The 15,484-nt window shown below is 63.7% G+C and carries 12 protein-coding genes; 1 reads left to right on the top strand and 11 read right to left on the bottom strand.

What is annotated here, in order from left to right; all coding sequences use genetic code 11:
- Nucleotides 1-40: 40 nt before the first annotated feature.
- Complete coding sequence (locus B3397_RS01945; protein ID WP_296246753.1) at nucleotides 41-5,281, top strand: DUF6543 domain-containing protein; 5,241 nt, start codon at nucleotides 41-43, stop codon at nucleotides 5,279-5,281.
- On the opposite strand, the gene B3397_RS01940 is transcribed toward B3397_RS01945, so the two are convergent.
- From B3397_RS01940 to rsfS, 11 genes are all read right to left on the bottom strand, one after another.
- Complete coding sequence (locus tag B3397_RS01940; RefSeq protein ID WP_296246752.1) at nucleotides 5,278-6,189, bottom strand: S66 peptidase family protein; 912 nt, start codon at nucleotides 6,187-6,189, stop codon at nucleotides 5,278-5,280. The genes B3397_RS01945 and B3397_RS01940 overlap by 4 nt on opposite strands.
- Nucleotides 6,190-6,234: 45 nt before the next feature.
- Entirely contained in the window at nucleotides 6,235-7,236 is a 1,002-nt protein-coding gene (gene lipA / locus B3397_RS01935; RefSeq protein ID WP_296246751.1) for a lipoyl synthase, read from the bottom strand.
- Between the two features lie 2 nt (nucleotides 7,237-7,238).
- A complete protein-coding gene (gene lipB / locus B3397_RS01930; protein WP_296246750.1) occupies nucleotides 7,239-7,886 on the bottom strand; it encodes a lipoyl(octanoyl) transferase LipB in 648 nt (215 codons plus the stop codon).
- Nucleotides 7,886-8,161 (bottom strand): DUF493 domain-containing protein, encoded by a 276-nt coding sequence (locus tag B3397_RS01925; RefSeq protein ID WP_296246749.1) that lies wholly within the window; start codon nucleotides 8,159-8,161, stop codon nucleotides 7,886-7,888. Before B3397_RS01925 ends, lipB begins: the two co-directional genes overlap by 1 nt.
- Nucleotides 8,162-8,242: 81 nt before the next feature.
- Nucleotides 8,243-9,403, bottom strand: coding sequence for a D-alanyl-D-alanine carboxypeptidase family protein (locus B3397_RS01920; RefSeq protein WP_296246748.1), 1,161 nt, complete (start codon nucleotides 9,401-9,403; stop codon nucleotides 8,243-8,245).
- Between the two features lie 101 nt (nucleotides 9,404-9,504).
- Nucleotides 9,505-10,524: a septal ring lytic transglycosylase RlpA family protein gene (locus tag B3397_RS01915; protein WP_296246747.1), complete on the bottom strand. Its 1,020-nt coding sequence runs from the start codon at nucleotides 10,522-10,524 to the stop codon at nucleotides 9,505-9,507.
- Complete coding sequence (mltB, locus tag B3397_RS01910; RefSeq protein WP_296246746.1) at nucleotides 10,524-11,534, bottom strand: lytic murein transglycosylase B; 1,011 nt, start codon at nucleotides 11,532-11,534, stop codon at nucleotides 10,524-10,526. The genes B3397_RS01915 and mltB overlap by 1 nt, the downstream gene beginning before the upstream one ends.
- 17 nt (nucleotides 11,535-11,551) lie before the next feature.
- Nucleotides 11,552-12,655, bottom strand: a complete 1,104-nt coding sequence (gene rodA, locus B3397_RS01905; RefSeq protein ID WP_296246952.1) for a rod shape-determining protein RodA — start codon at nucleotides 12,653-12,655, stop codon at nucleotides 11,552-11,554.
- 31 nt (nucleotides 12,656-12,686) lie between these two features.
- Nucleotides 12,687-14,582: a penicillin-binding protein 2 gene (gene mrdA, locus B3397_RS01900; RefSeq protein WP_296246745.1), complete on the bottom strand. Its 1,896-nt coding sequence runs from the start codon at nucleotides 14,580-14,582 to the stop codon at nucleotides 12,687-12,689.
- Between the two features lie 13 nt (nucleotides 14,583-14,595).
- A complete protein-coding gene (rlmH, locus tag B3397_RS01895; RefSeq protein ID WP_296246743.1) occupies nucleotides 14,596-15,063 on the bottom strand; it encodes a 23S rRNA (pseudouridine(1915)-N(3))-methyltransferase RlmH in 468 nt (155 codons plus the stop codon).
- A 9-nt stretch (nucleotides 15,064-15,072) separates the two neighbouring features.
- A complete protein-coding gene (gene rsfS, locus B3397_RS01890; protein ID WP_296246741.1) occupies nucleotides 15,073-15,480 on the bottom strand; it encodes a ribosome silencing factor in 408 nt (135 codons plus the stop codon).
- Nucleotides 15,481-15,484 lie beyond the last annotated feature (4 nt).

Below are 15,484 nucleotides of genomic sequence, written 5' to 3'. Positions count from 1 at the left end.
TGGCAGGCCGTTCGCCCGCCGCCCTTGTCGAGATGCAGGCATGTCCCATACCCCCTACTTTGCCGCCACGCGGCTGATCCGCCGCTTTACCACCCAGATTACCCAGGCCGCCGAAGACCATCGTCTGAGCGAGGCAGAAAACCTGCTGCTCAGTGCCATCGTGGCGCAACGCGAGATACCCTCCAACCTGCTGATTCATGTGCACAGCAACGCTTTGCTGCCCGGCCTGAGCAGCCTGGCGATCACCCACACCGACAGCACGCGTCCGACCGCGTACCTGTGCTGCCCCTTGCAGGGCATCCGCCGCTTCGACAATTTTGCCGCCCTGAAAACCCATGCTGAACAGCTCGGCACCCAGTTCTCCCTGCCCAGGCGCAGTACCACCTGGACGGCCCTGGAGGGGGAGCTGTTCGGCCACTGGTCGCAGGCCTTGGTCGATCAACAGACCGAAGCCCTGAGTCAGCTCAACCTTGAGCTTGCCAAGCTGCCGCGGTTGGCGGACCGTGTCGAGACCCTGCTCGCCGGCGAACTGCTCAAGGCGTTCCCGGCAAGCACGGTGGCCCAACTCAAGGCTCATCAACTGCATATCATCAATACCAGCGACAGCACGGTAGAACGCGTACAAAGCCTGATCGAAGCCTGCCTCGAGGACCTGGCCGGACAGTCACAGGGGGCTACCCAGGCGCGGCGTTATCTTGCGCTGAACGGCACGCCGGCTGACGCCACAGACGTCAAACGCTATGAACAGGCTTTGGCGGCCGTCGGTACGACGGCCAAGACCGCCATGGCCAAGGCGCTGACCGCGCACTGGCTGGAGCACGCCGGAACCGGCGGCTTCAATCGCCGCCAGCAGATCGCCTTGCACATGGCCGACGGCTTCGCCCGGGCGGTTCTCAAAGGCCTGGAGGACGGCAGCCTGGAGCCAGCCCAGGCACAAGCCCTTGCCAGCCTGCTGTCCGAGAAGCCCGGCGCACAGATGAGCGCCTTTACCCTGGGTTGCAAGGACAGCGGCAGCCTGCTGACCGGCGTGCCCCTGGCCGGCATGCTGCTGTTGCGCAGCAAGGCCGCGACCAGCCCGCTGATGTTCCTTTTCACCCCCGCCTCTGGCCTGATGCCTCTGCACACCTGGGCAGTTCTGGAAAAATTCGTTCACGACCTGACCCGCGGTGCCGAGCGCCCCGAACACGTATCCCTGAGCAACTGGGCCAGCGTGCAAACCTTCGACACGGTCCATGTCGAACAATACCAGGCGCTGGATGGACCGTTTCTGGCACTGGCCGATACGCTGATCAAGGTCCAACTGGATAACCTCACCTACAGGCTCGGCGACCATGGGCCTCAGGTCAGCACCCTGCTGGCCGAGGTTGACGACGCGCTGGACCTGCGGGGTCTGCTCGACCCACGCCTGCACGCCCTCGACGGCCACGGTCGTTGGCTGGAGCGAGGCGAACGGGCGTTGCCGCAAGGTCTGCCGGTGGCCCCCAGCCGCGCGACCCAGCCCGCGGCGTGGCGAGTCCAGGTCGGCGCCCTGATGCAGCGTCTGTACGCCCTGCATGCCAGCCAGCCTACCGTCGCCGGCTGTGTACGTAGACGCCTGGCGCCGGTCATGGCCGTGCTTTGCGAAGGCCAGCTGCAACCCGGCGATATCTACCTCAAGCATGCCAATGGCACCCCAGACCCGGCCATCCGCCTGACCGACTGGTTCATCGATCGGTGTTCCACCTGGAGCGTCGAGCCCTTGCGCCAGCACGACCAACTGCTGGACCGCGATGGCAACGTGCTGGCCTGGCCCAGCATCGCCTGGGTCAACCGCCTGATCACCGATCACCTGGAGGACTTTGCCAAGTTCTATACCGGGCAGATGGAAGACCGCTGCCGCGACTGGGTACGGTTGGCCAAGGGCAGCGTGCACTTCCCCAGGGAAATGCGCGCCCTGCGCGAAGCGTCTCTGCGCGTCGAGCACGCCTTGGAGGTCTACGCCGGCGAGACCAACGCCGACTTGCTCAAATTGCTGCTCAATGCCCTGGACTACCCCAGCGCCGCTCTGCGCGCCGGCCTGCCCGGCGAAACGGCCGACATCCATGGGATGTCTCTGGAAGTGGACACCGGCAAACCTGTGCGGCTGAGCAATTGTCTCGCCTTGCACCAGCATGACCAGCGCGACGGCAAGGTGCTGGTCTGGGTCTGTTACGAGAGCTTTTTTGTGTTCACTCTGCTGGACACGCTGCGCACCGGTTTCAGCCGCTCGATCAGCAATGAACAGGAGCGCGAAACCTGGCTCAGCCTGCTCGCGCCACGCCAGCGCATGGCGGCACGGCTGCGCCTGGACACTCCGGGGGCAACCGGCAGCCTGTACCTGGCCGCGGTTACCGGCGACTTCATCGCAGAACAGTGCCAGCGCGAAGCCGAGCGGCGTCGAGCGGTGATCGGCTTCAGCCGCGATGCGGTGGCGCAGTCCGGCTTTCCCCATGAGCTGTATCAGCGCTATCTGGACACTGAAGCGCGGGTCGATCTGCTGCTGCCGCTGCTGGACCGTGCGCAGTTGAACGCCCAGACCCTCGAATTCACCGACCGGCTACCCGCATGGCTGCGTGAGGCCAGCGGCGCGCAGCTGGACAAGTTGACCCTGCTGTTGCAGCGCTGCGTGGCCGTGACCGGACCGCAGAACGACTACCTGTTCGATATCTCCGGCCTGTACGACTTCTCGCGGTCACTGCTCAGTTCGAAATTGATGGCTGACTACCCGGACGGCCCGAACGATCCTGACAAGATCATCCTGACCCTGACCCGCTACGTGGTAAGCCCGGGCGGAGTGGGCATGGTGCCTTCCTCCATAGCCGCCGCCAGCTTCGTCGAAACCCGCACCCTGACCCATGCTGCACTCGACCACATGGTCACCCTGCAATCGGCCACCCTCAAGGTCAGCCTGCGCGATGCGCCCCCAGGCGTGGAGCCACCGACCGCCGAAGCGGTGCGCGCCATCATCCATCAGCTCGACGTAGCCGGCCAATACCGCAGCTTGCTGGCCGTTGCCTTCAACCCTGCCGGCAAGGATTACGCCAGACGCCGCACCCTGTTCTGTGAAAGCTTCAGCGTGCAGATGCAGGTGGACGCCTTGCAGCAACGGCTGATGAACAACTTCAGCGACACGGCGGTGGCCTATGTCAACGCGCTGATGCAAATGCCGGATGCCTTGGCGCGCCCCGCCGTCGAGGGTCAGGCCATCGGCATCTGTCAGCTCAAGCTGCGCGCCGACCCCAAGCTCGAGCCGGACCCGGTGCTGGGCATGCACATCATCGGCCCGGACGACCGCAAGGCCGGGCCGGTGCTGTTGTTCGTGGCCTATGACACCTCTGCGTCGCTGACCGAGCACAAGAGCGAAGCCGCGTTGCTTGCTCATCTGCAGAAAGACCCGGCACTGCAGCGGTTGATCGTCGAGCGGGTGCCCCGTGACGTGAAAGATCGCTACAACCATAACGGCCTGCTGCACCCCCACCTGCTGTGGTACACCGAGGACATGTTCGACGTGAATCCAGAGCCCGCCCCCGCCACGCTGGTGCGCGACCAGGCCCCTGGCAACGCGCTGCACCACCTGTTCGGCGACAACCTGAGGTTGCTCACGCACCTGGCCGAAGCACGCACCGTGACCACGGCCGAGGCCGATTGGAAAGCCTTCTGCCAGCTCATGAGCCTGGGGCTGGAACAAGGGGCTCAGTTTCTACCCCTCAAACTCAGCATGCTGGTGGACACGTGGCAGGCGGAAACCTTGTTCGAGGATGCCGCCAAGGCGGCGTCGCACAGCAGCTGGGGCCAGGCATTGGCCGAGTTCGTAGCCGGTCTGGCGACCTTGGCCAGCGGCCGCAGCACGCCCCATGGCGACGAACCGCGGGGGTTCAAGGAGACGGAGGCGGCGGTCCCGGCCGTGATCGAGTCGGGCGTCGGTGAATCTCTCACCGAAGTACCCGACGAGCTCCTGCCCATCGACAGTGAAGTGCTCGCGGGTGAGGGTCTGCTGCAGGCGCCCGAACCCGGCGTGCCCGCAGCGACGTCCTCCGCCAGTGGCTGGGCCCCGGAACCATTGCCGGCCAACCTTCAGGACCGACTCCTGCAAATGGTCGCCCAGGATGTACAGCTCAGTGACCTGCGCAAGGACACGGCCCAGCACCTGTATCAGGATGCCAAGACCGGCGCCTACTATGCGCCCGTGCAAGGCCGGGTGTTCGAAGTGCGCCAGGCGGACGATGCCTGGACGATCTACCACAACGATGAGCGCGGCCCGCAGATCCAACGGGTCCAGGACCAGTGGCAGATCAGCCCGCCCAACCGTCTGCTGGGCGGTGGCGCGGCGATCAGCTACGCCTACCACTCAGGCGATACCGAAGCCAATGCCCGTACTCATTTCGTCACCGAAGCCTCGGGCATGGCCCAGATCCGTCGGCGCTTCGCCGGGCGCTACTACATGATCCAGACGGCCCACGGTCAAGCCATCCGGTATTTGCGCCAGACCCTGGCCAACCTCAACACGACACAGCCGAGCACACCCCTGGCGCCGGCCGTGGAAGGCGTGCTGCAGAACATCCTGGGCACCCCGTCGACACCGCCGCTGTTGGCCGCTCTGCGAACCAAATGCATCGACCTGTTCGACGAACTGCTCAAGCCTTCCCTGGACCCGCGCACTTCGCCGCGCTATGTCATCGGTCACAACCTGTTGGGCTATGAACGCACCACGGCCTTCACCTACCCCTCCGACCCGCAGAAACGCATCTTCTTCACCGAGGCGTTCTTCACGCTGCGCACTGAAGTGCAGATGCACGCCTTGCCCCACATCCCCCAGGCGCAGTTGCTGACGCATCAGCAGGCGGCGACCCTGATCCACGAGCTCTGCCATACTCGTCTCGATGCGGTTGACCTGGCTTACGTGGAGGCGTCGGTGCCGTTTCTGGACTTGATCGACCAGCAGTCGGGAACGTCCAAGGGGTTCGTGCGCGCGGTGCAGCGTGCGCGGGCGACGGAGCTGTCGGTACTGACGCCGTCGGCCTATCTGTTCCGCGCTGAGGAGAAAGGCGTGTTCAGGGACTACAAGACCAGCGATGGGCGGCAGAAGAAGACCGTGCTTGCCATCACCGGAGCCAAGACCCTGGCCGATGCCAGACTCGTGTTTCAGAGCGACGCTGACAAACGGGCCCGTGTCATCCTGGCCAATGCCGATTCCCTGGCATTGATCGTCAGCTTGCTCGGCCGTGGCCGCTTCCCACCCACCGCAGCGGCCACCGGTGGCTAACGCACCACCGCTTGCAGCAGCCTGAGTTGCTGGGTGCTGGCGTCGAGACTGACGCGGGCACCCAGCGGCAAGGTCAGGTTGGGGTCGCAGTGACCACTGCGCCACCCGGCCAGTACCGGTATGCCCAGCGGCGCAAAGGTTTCGTGCAGCAGTGGCAGGCTGTGCTCGACACGGATGCCGGCAAAGTCACCCACCAGCACTGCGCGCAACCGGGCCAACTTGCCGGCCAGGCGCAGTTGCGTCAGCAGCCGGTCGATCCGGTACAGCGGTTCGTTGACATCCTCGATGAACAGGATGATGTCCTCGGCGTTCAAGGCCCAGGGCGTACCGAGCGTGGCGCAGAGGATGGCCAGGTTGCCGCCCATCAGACGGCCTTCGGCGACGCCATGACAGACGGTGGTCAGCGGGTGAGCGGCCGGGTGCTCGAGGCAGTCCCCTTCGCCCCGTTCGCCGCGCAGCATCTGCCACAACGCACCTTCGGTCGGCGCCTGTTTGCCTTCGAGCAGGTCGGATTTGAACAACGGACCGTGAAAGGTGAGAAAGCCAGCGTAACGGGCAATGGCCACGTGCAGGGCCGTAATATCGCTGTAGCCAATGAAGGGCTTGGGGTGCTGGCGCAGCAGATCGAAATCCAGCGTATCCAGCAGGCGAGGCGTACCGTAGCCGCCGCGCACGCAGAAGATCGCGTCGATTTCAGGGTCGGCAAAGGCATCGTGCAGGTCTTGTCGGCGGGCCTGGTCGCTGCCGGCCAGATAGCCCTGCTTCATGTGCACCGTGGGGTAGATGCGTAGTCCATAGCCACGCGCCTCGACCCAGGCGGTCGCCGCGGCCACGTCCAACGTGGCCGGCCCGGCCGGCGCAATCAACCCGATCAGGCCGCCCTCACGCAGCCGAGGGGGTAAGTCCATGGATGCCTCCACCGAATGAGCGCGCGCAGCCCCTTGCAGGCACCGTCAGAGCTTGATCTTGGCTTCGTGGGCCTGCTGATCGGCATGGTACGAGGAGCGCACCAAGGGGCCAGAGGCAACGTTCTTGAAGCCCATCTTGTAACCTTCCTCGGCGAACCAGGCGAAGGTGTCCGGATGCACGAAGCGCTGCACCGGCAAATGGCTGCGCGAAGGCTGCAGGTACTGGCCCAGGGTAAGCATGTCGATGTTGTGCTCGCGCATGCGATGCATCACCTCGATCACTTCCTCGTCGGTTTCGCCCAGGCCCAGCATCAGGCCGGACTTGGTCGGCACGTGGGGCACCAGCTCCTTGAATTTCTGCAACAGGGTCAGCGACCACTGGTAGTCCGAACCCGGGCGCGCGGCCTTGTACAGACGCGGCACGGTTTCCAGGTTGTGGTTGAACACGTCCGGCGGCTCTTGCGCGGTAATGGCCAAGGCTACGTCCATGCGGCCGCGGTAGTCGGGCACCAGGGTTTCCAGTTGCACGCCGGGCGACAGCTTGCGGATCTCGCGCAGGCAGTCGGCGAAATGCTGGGCACCGCCGTCACGCAGGTCGTCGCGGTCCACCGAGGTGATCACCACGTACTTGAGGCGCAGGTCGGCGATGGCCACGGCCAGGTTCATCGGCTCGTCGGCATCCAGCGCTTTCGGCCGACCATGACCCACGTCACAGAACGGGCAGCGACGGGTGCAGATATCGCCCATGATCATGAAGGTGGCGGTGCCACCGGAGAAGCACTCGCCCAGGTTAGGGCAGGAAGCTTCTTCGCAGACGCTGTGCAACTTGTGCTTGCGCAGCAGTTGCTTGATGCGATCCACCTCGGGCGAAACCGGAATACGCACGCGAATCCAGTCCGGCTTTTTCGGCAGCTCTTCGGTAGGGATGATCTTTACCGGGATGCGCGCAACCTTCTCGGCACCGCGCAGCTTGACGCCAGCCTCCACTTTCGGACGAGGGGTGGGCGTCGGGGTGATGGTTTGCACAGCTTCTGTCGCGGTAGTCATATTCAGTCGATTCCGCCCGTAAGGGTCGTCTGCTCAACATAGTCGAGGTGCTTGACCAGCTGCACGCGCAGCCTTGCACTGACCTCGGCAAATTCAAGGGGTGCGACATGATCGCACATCTGCGTCATGGGCAGGCCGGCATATCCACATGGATTTATTCTGCCAAAGGGCGTCATGTCCATGTCCACGTTCAGCGCCAGGCCGTGAAACGAGCAACCCTGGCGGATTCGCAGGCCCAGCGAAGCAATCTTGGCCCCGCCTACATACACCCCGGGGGCATCGGGCTTTGCCGACGCCGACACGCCATAGCTGGCCAGCAGCTCGATCAGCGTGTTTTCCATACGGGAGACCAGCTCGCGTACCCCGTACCCCAGCCGCCGTACATCCAGCAGCAGGTAGACCACCAACTGTCCCGGCCCGTGATAGGTCACCTGACCGCCGCGGTCGACCTGCACCACCGGGATATCGCCCGGCAGCAGCAGATGCTCGGCCTTGCCGGCCTGGCCCTGGGTGAACACGGCCGGGTGCTGCACCAGCCAGACTTCATCGGCGGTGTCGGCGTTGCGCTGGTCGGTGAAGCGCTGCATCGCGTGCCAGACAGGCTGGTAAGGCATCTGGCCGAGCTCGCGAAAGCCCAGGCACTGGGGCATCAGAGCACCATTTTGACGATGCCGGTGGCGCGCAGCTCACTGTTGATGTTGTAGAGCTGTTCCTGACCGGTGGCCAGAATATGCAGTTGCAGGGTGGTGTAGTTGCCCTGCGTGCTCTGACGCTCGGCGTTCTTGTCATGATTGACGCTGGCGTGCTTCTCGACGATTTTCATCACCGTGTCGCGAAAGCCTACACCCGTGGTGCCGATGATCTTGATCGGATAGTCGGCACAGGGAAATTCGATGGTCGGTGCTTTTACTTCGGTATCGGTCATGGCAGTAACGGCCTCATATAAGCCGTGGCAACAACGACACCCCCACCTTGCATCGAGGCGGGGGTGCGGCAGGTCACGATATCAGTTGAACAAGCCGTAGAAGAATAGACGAACGCTATCCCATACGCGGCGGAAGATACCACCTTCCTCAACGGCCTCCAATGCGATCAGGTCGGAGGTTTGCACGATCTTGTCGCCGTTGCGCACTTCCACCTTGCCGATCACATCGCCCTGGGCGATCGGGGCAGTGAGCTGCGGGTTCATGGTCATGCTGGCCGCCAGGTTCTTGAGCTGGCCCTTGGGCAGGGTCATGGTCAGGTCTTCAGCCAGGCCGGCCTTGACTTCACGGGTGTCGCCCTTCCATACCGGCGCCTTGGCCAGTTCCGTACCCTTCTGGTAGAAGGTCTGGGTTTCATAGAAACGGAAACCGTAGGTCAGCAGTTTCTGGGTTTCGGCAGCACGCGCCTGTTCGCTGTTGGTGCCGAACACCACCGCGATCAAACGCATGCCATCACGCACGGCCGAGGACACCATGCAGTAGCCTGCTTCTTCGGTGTGGCCGGTTTTCAGACCGTCGACGGTCTTGTCGCGCCACAGCAGCAGGTTGCGGTTGGGCTGCTTGATGTTGTTCCAGAAGAACTCCTTCTGCGAGTAGATCGCATAGTGGGCAGGGTCTTCGTGGATGATCGCGCGGGCCAGCACCGCCATGTCGTGGGCGGTGGAGTAGTGCTCGGGGTTCGGCAGACCGGTGGGGTTCATGAAGTGGGAGTTGCTCATGCCCAGCTTGCCGGCGGTGGTGTTCATCATGTCGGCGAAGGCGTCTTCGCTACCGGCGATATGCTCGGACAGGGCCACGGAGGCGTCGTTGCCCGACTGGATGATGATGCCGTGCAGCAGATCGCTGACCGACACTTGGGTGCCGACCTTGATGAACATCCGCGAACCGCCGGTGCGCCAGGCGTTCTCGCTGACGGTGACCGGATCGTTCTCGCCGATCTGGCCGCGACGGATCTCCAGCGTGGCGATGTAGGCGGTCATCAGCTTGGTCAGGCTGGCTGGGGGCAGGCGTTGGTCGCCGTTGTTTTCCACCAGCACGTTACCGCTGGAGGCTTCCATCAGCACGTAGGATTTGGCAGCCAGTTGCGGCGGCGCTGGCATCATCTGATCTGCCGCCCAGGCGGCAGGGGCGATGATCAGCGGTACAAGCAGGCACAGGCGTTTGGCAAAGGTGGTGATGTTCATCCGTCTCTCGAAATTGCTGATGGGCACATGCCCTTGCGGGCAATCTTTTTATGGGCTGGCGGCCCGTTTTCGCGTGTGGCGTCGCCCGCAGGCGGCGCCGATCAGTCCAGCGTGACCAGCTTGGGCACACCCAGGTTGGCCATGCGGACGTTGTTCTGAATCTGTTGCGCTTCACCCTGGGAGTTGATCGGCCCCAGGCGCACGCGATAGAGCGTCTGCTGGTTGACCGCCACCTGGCTGGTGAAGGCCGGAGCGCTGACCATCGAGCTCAGCTTCGAACGCAGCAGCTCCGCAGCGTCGGGGTTGGCGAACGCTCCCACCTGGAGATACAGGCCAGACGCTTGTGCAGAAGCGTTTTTTTTTGCGTCCATCTGCACTGGCAGGGTGGCGACGGCATGCTGTTGCGGCGGCGGCGTGTACTGCTCGACCGTACCGGCCGATGGGGTGATATTGGGGCGCGCCTGCGCCACCACCGGGCCCTGATTCAGCACCAGCGGCGCCGGGCGACCACGCTGGGCCCACCATTCCTGGGGATCGATACCCTCGACGCGAACCCGTGCCGTACCGCTTTCGGCATAGCCCAGCTTCTTGGCGGCGGCGTATGACAGGTCGATGATGCGGTCCGAATAGAACGGCCCGCGGTCGTTGACCCGCAGCACCACGGTACGATTGTTGTCCAGGTTGGTCACGCGCACGTAGCTGGGCAGCGGCAGGGTCTTGTGCGCCGCGCTCATGCCGTAAAGGTCGTAGACCTCGCCATTGGCAGTGTTCTGGCCGTGGAACTTGGTGCCATACCAGGACGCCGTGCCGGTGGCCAGGTAGCGCTTGGACTCGGGCATGGGGAAGTAGGTCTTGCCGAGCACCGTATAAGGGTTGGCCTTGTAGGGGCCGGTATGCAGAGTCGGCACCGCGTCGGGAATCTTCGACACGTCGACATCCCACCATGGCGCACCGTCCTTGTGAGCCCGGTTGATGTCCAGACCCGGCATGGCCTTGACCGTGTTGCCCGACTGCGTGGTGCTGCGGGTCGGCGTCGAAGTGGACGAGCAACTGGCGACCAGAAGCCCCAGCGCCGCGTAAGCCATCAGTTTCAGTGGTGTACGTATCGGCATTGCCCGCATTACTTGACGCCCCGTGCTTGAACCAGCGATTGCGACAGTTGGTGCACGGCCATGGCGTACATCACACTGCGATTGTAGCGAGTGATTGCGTAGAAATTCTTCAGACCCAGCCAATACTCGGGGCCGTTCGCCCCGTCCAGGCGAAATGCCGTGGCTGGCAGATCGTCACGCAGCGCATCATGACTCGACCAGCCCAGGGCTCGCAACTCCCCGACCGTTTTGACCGGATCGATGCCCGGTGTCAGGCCCAGGTCGACCTGCTCGCCACGCACGCTGGCCTGGCTGACCACCGGCTCGCCGGCCACCCAGCCATGGCGCTTGAAGTAGCTGGCCACGCTGCCGATGGCGTCGTCCGGATCGGTCCAGATGTTGATGTGGCCGTCACCGTCGAAATCCACGGCATAGGCACGAAAGCTGCTCGGCATGAACTGCGGCAAGCCCATGGCCCCGGCATACGAGCCTTTGAGGGTCAATGGATCGACCTGCTCCTCACGGGCCAGCAGCAGGAACTCACGCAGTTCCTTGCGGAAGAATTCGGCCCGCGGCGGGTAATCGAAACCCAAGGTGGACAACGCGTCGATGACCCGGAAATTCCCGGTGTTGCGACCAAAGAAGGTCTCCACGCCAATGATCGCCACGATCACCTGGGCGGGCACGCCGTATTCCTGCTCGGCACGGGCCAATACCGCCTCGTGCTGGCGCCAGAAGTCCACGCCACGGGCAATCCGCGCGTCGGTAATGAACATCGGCCGGTACTCGCTCCACGGCTTGACCCGCTCGGCCGGACGCGAAATGGCGTCCAGGATCGATTGCTTGCGCTGGACTTCACGGAACACGCCCATCAGTTGTTCGCCGGCAAAGCCGTAGTCGCGGGTCATCTCACCGACGAATTCGGCCACCTGGGGCGAGCCCTCGTAGTCACCGGCACTGGCGTGCTGCGCCGAACCGAGCAGGCCCATCAGGCTGAACCACGGAACGCACCGAGCGGCCCAGCTACGCGTTACTTGCATGCAATTGCTCACCTTATTCAAACCTGCGCGATCCACTTGCGATGGGTATGGATCGACATCAAAACCCCAAACGCTGACAGTAGGGTCACCAGCGAAGTTCCGCCGTAGCTAATGAACGGCAAAGGCACGCCCACCACTGGCAGCAGGCCACTGACCATACCGATATTGACGAAAACGTAAACAAAAAAAGTCATCGTCAGGCTGCCGGCCAGCAGCTTGCCGTACAGCGTTTGCGCCTGGGCGGTGATCACCAGCCCCCTGCCGATGAGCAGCAGATAGATCAGTAACAGCACGCAAATGCCCACCAGACCGAACTCCTCACCCAGTACGGCGATGATGAAGTCGGTGTGGCTTTCGGGCAGAAAGTCCAGGTGCGACTGGGTTCCCAGCAGCCAACCTTTGCCGAACACGCCACCCGAGCCGATGGCAGCCTTGGACTGGATGATGTTCCAGCCGGTGCCCAGCGGATCGCTTTCGGGGTCGAGGAAGGTCAGGATTCGCTGCTTCTGATAGTCGTGCATGATGAAGAACCACATGCCCACCGCCACCGGCACCGCCGCCGCGAGCACGCTGACGATCCAGCGCCAGCGCAAGCCGGCCATGAACAGCACGAAAGCCCCGGAGGCCAGGATCAGCAGCGAGGTGCCAAGGTCTGGCTGGCGCACGATCAGCACGAAGGGAATGCCGATCAGGACCAGGCTGGCGCCCACATGCTTGAGTGTTGGCGGCAGCGTGCGCTTGGCCAGGTACCAGGCGATGGTGGCCGGCATGATGATCTTCATGAACTCCGAGGGCTGGAAGCGAATCACCCCGGGGATGTTGATCCAGCGGGTGGCGCCCATGGCGTTGTGGCCCATTACGTCCACCACCACCAGCAGCACCACCCCTGCAACGTAGGCGAGCGGGACCCAGCGGGCCATGAACCGCGGCTCCAGCTGGGCGATCACGAACATCGAGACCAGCCCGAGGCCGAACGAGGTCGCCTGCTTGATCAGCAAGTCCCAGTTCTTGCCACTGGCCGAATACAGCACGAACAGGCTGCCGGCGGCCAGGGTCAGCAAGAGGATCAGCAGGGGGCCGTCGACGTGGATCCGCTGCAGGAAGGTCGCACGACGGCGCATCACATCCTCACTGGAGAGGATGCGGTCGAAATTACTCTTCAAGGGCCGTTATCTCCGCGCCCGAGGCGCTGGCGTATTCAGGTTTGAGCTGACCGTCAGCCCCCAGCAGCCAGGCATCCATGACCTCGCGCACGACCGGGGCGGCCACACCGGAGCCGGACTCACCGTTCTCCACCATCACCGACACCACGATCCTGGGGTTGTCAGCCGGGGCAAAGCCCACGAACAGGGCGTGGTCGCGGTGGCGCTCCTGGACTTTGCTGCGGTCGTATTTTTCGCCCTGGCGGATCGCGACCACCTGGGCGGTACCGGACTTGCCGGCGATGCGGTACTTGGCGCCGATGGCCGCCTTGCGCGCGGTACCCCGCGCGCCCTGCATGACCATTTCCATGCCGTGGGTCACCTTGGCCCAGTCCGAGGTATTGCGCAGGATGATGTCGGGCACCGGGTTCTCGTCCACCGGCGGTGCGCCTTCGATGCTGCGTGCCAGCCGCGGACGGTTCCATTTACCCTTGTTGGCCACCAGTGCAGTGGCTTGGGCCAGCTGCAACGGCGTGGCCTGCATGTAGCCCTGGCCAATACCCAGAATCAAGGTTTCACCCGGGAACCAGGCCTGGCGACGGGTCTTGCGTTTCCACTCGCGGGACGGCATCAGCCCCGGTGATTCCTCGAACATGTCCAGGGACACCCGCTGACCTATGCCGAACTGGCTCAGGTAGCTGTCGAGCTTGTCGATCCCCAACTTGTGCGCCAGGTCGTAGAAGTAGGTGTCGTTGGAACGCATGATCGCGGTGTCCAGGTCGACCCAGCCGTCGCCGGTGCGGTTCCAGTTGCGGTACTTGTGGTCATAGTTGGGCAACTGATAGAAGCCGGGGTCGAACACCCGCGAGCCGGCGTTGATCACCCCGGAATCGAGCCCGGCAATGGCCACGGCGGGCTTGATGGTCGAGCCCGGTGGATACAAGCCGCGCAGCACGCGGTTGAACAGCGGTCGATCGATGGAATCGCGCAGGTCGGCATAGGCCTGAAAGCCAATGCCGGTGACGAACAGGTTCGGATCGAAACTCGGCTGACTGACCATGGCCAGCACCTCGCCGGTGTTCGGGTCCATGGCCACGATGGCGCCGCGACGACCTGCCAGCGCCGCTTCCGCTGCCTCCTGCAATTTGATGTCCAGGCTCAGGACGATGTCCTTGCCGGGTTTCGGGTCGGTGCGCTTGAGCACCCGCAGCACGCGGCCGCGGGCGTTGGTCTCGACTTCCTCGTAGCCCACGGTGCCATGCAGTTCGGCTTCGTAGAAACGCTCGATGCCTGTCTTGCCGATATGGTGAGTGCCGCTGTAGTCCACAGGATCAAGCGTCTTGAGTTCTTTCTCGTTGATGCGTCCGACATAGCCCACCGAATGCGCGAAATGCGCACCCTGGGGGTAGTGCCGCACCAGTTGCGCCACCACTTCCACACCTGGAAGGCGGAACTGGTTCACCGCGATGCGGGCGATCTGTTCTTCATTGAGTTCGAACAGGATCGGCACCGGCTCGAAAGGCCGACGGCCCTGCTTCATGCGGCGCTCGAACAACTGGCGATCTTCGTCGGTGAGTTCCAGCACCTCGACGATGGTGCTCAGCACCTGCTGCCAGTCCCCGGAGCGTTCGCGGGTCATGCTCAAGCTGAAGCTCGGTCGGTTGTCCGCCACCACCACGCCGTTGCGATCGTAGATCAGGCCGCGGGTGGGCGGAATCGGCTGTACATGGACCCGGTTGTTCTCCGACAGCGTGGAGTGGTAGTCGTACTGGATCACCTGCAGGAAATACAGGCGCGCGATCAGTACGCAGATCAGCACCAGAATTGCCGCAGCACCGACCACGACGCGGCTGCGCACGGTGCGCGCGTCTTTCTCGTGGTCCTTGAGGCGGATCGGCTGAGACATCGCAGGCTACGGATTATTTGTGATAAGGGTGCCCGGACAGGACTGTCCAGGCGCGATACAGCTGCTCACCGATGAGTATCCGTACCAACGGGTGGGGCAAGGTCAAAGGCGACAGCGACCAGCGCTGTTCTGCCCGGGCGCAGACTTCCGGCGCCAGCCCTTCCGGGCCGCCGACCATGAAATTCACCGTGCGCGCGTCCAGCCGCCAGCGGTCGAGCTCCACCGCCAGTTGCTCGGTGCTCCACGGCTTGCCGTGCACCTCGAGGGTGACGATGCGCTCGCCGGGGCCCACCTTGGCCAGCATCGCCTCGCCCTCCTGACGAATCAGGCGGGCGACATCGGCGTTCTTGCCACGGGTGTTCAGCGGTATCTCCACCAGTTCCAGCGCAAGCTCGGCAGGTAGACGCTTGGCATATTCATGCCAGCCGTCTTCCACCCACTTGGGCATGCGCGAACCGACCGCGATCAGGCGCAGACGCATGACGCAGGCCTATTCGTTGTGGCCGGGAGCTTCGTGGCCAGGGGTGTGATGCGCGGCGCTGGCGGCACGGCTCTGCTCAGCCCCTTGCCACAGGCGTTCCAGGTCGTAGAACTGGCGCGCAGCGGCGGTCATCATGTGCACCACGACGGTGTCCAGGTCCAGCAGCACCCAGTCGCTGTCGCCAGCACCTTCTTCGCCCAGCGGCTTGACGCCCTTGGCCTTGACCAACTCACGGACCTTTTCGCGCATGGCGCTGATCTGGCGGTTGGAGGTACCGGTAGCGATCACCATGAAGTCGGTGATGCTGTTCTTGTCGCGCACATCGATGACCAGGATGTCCTGAGCCTTGACGTCTTCCAGGGCGGCCTTGGTCAGCTCGACGATTTCTTCAGCGGGGATTGCTTGCTTATTGCTCATAAAA

The sequence above is a fragment of the Pseudomonas sp. UBA4194 genome (assembly GCF_002379585.1).
Classification (GTDB): Bacteria; Pseudomonadota; Gammaproteobacteria; order Pseudomonadales; family Pseudomonadaceae; genus Aquipseudomonas.
Note: the sequence above shows the minus strand (reverse complement) of the source record. Positions and strands in the feature narration are given on the sequence as shown.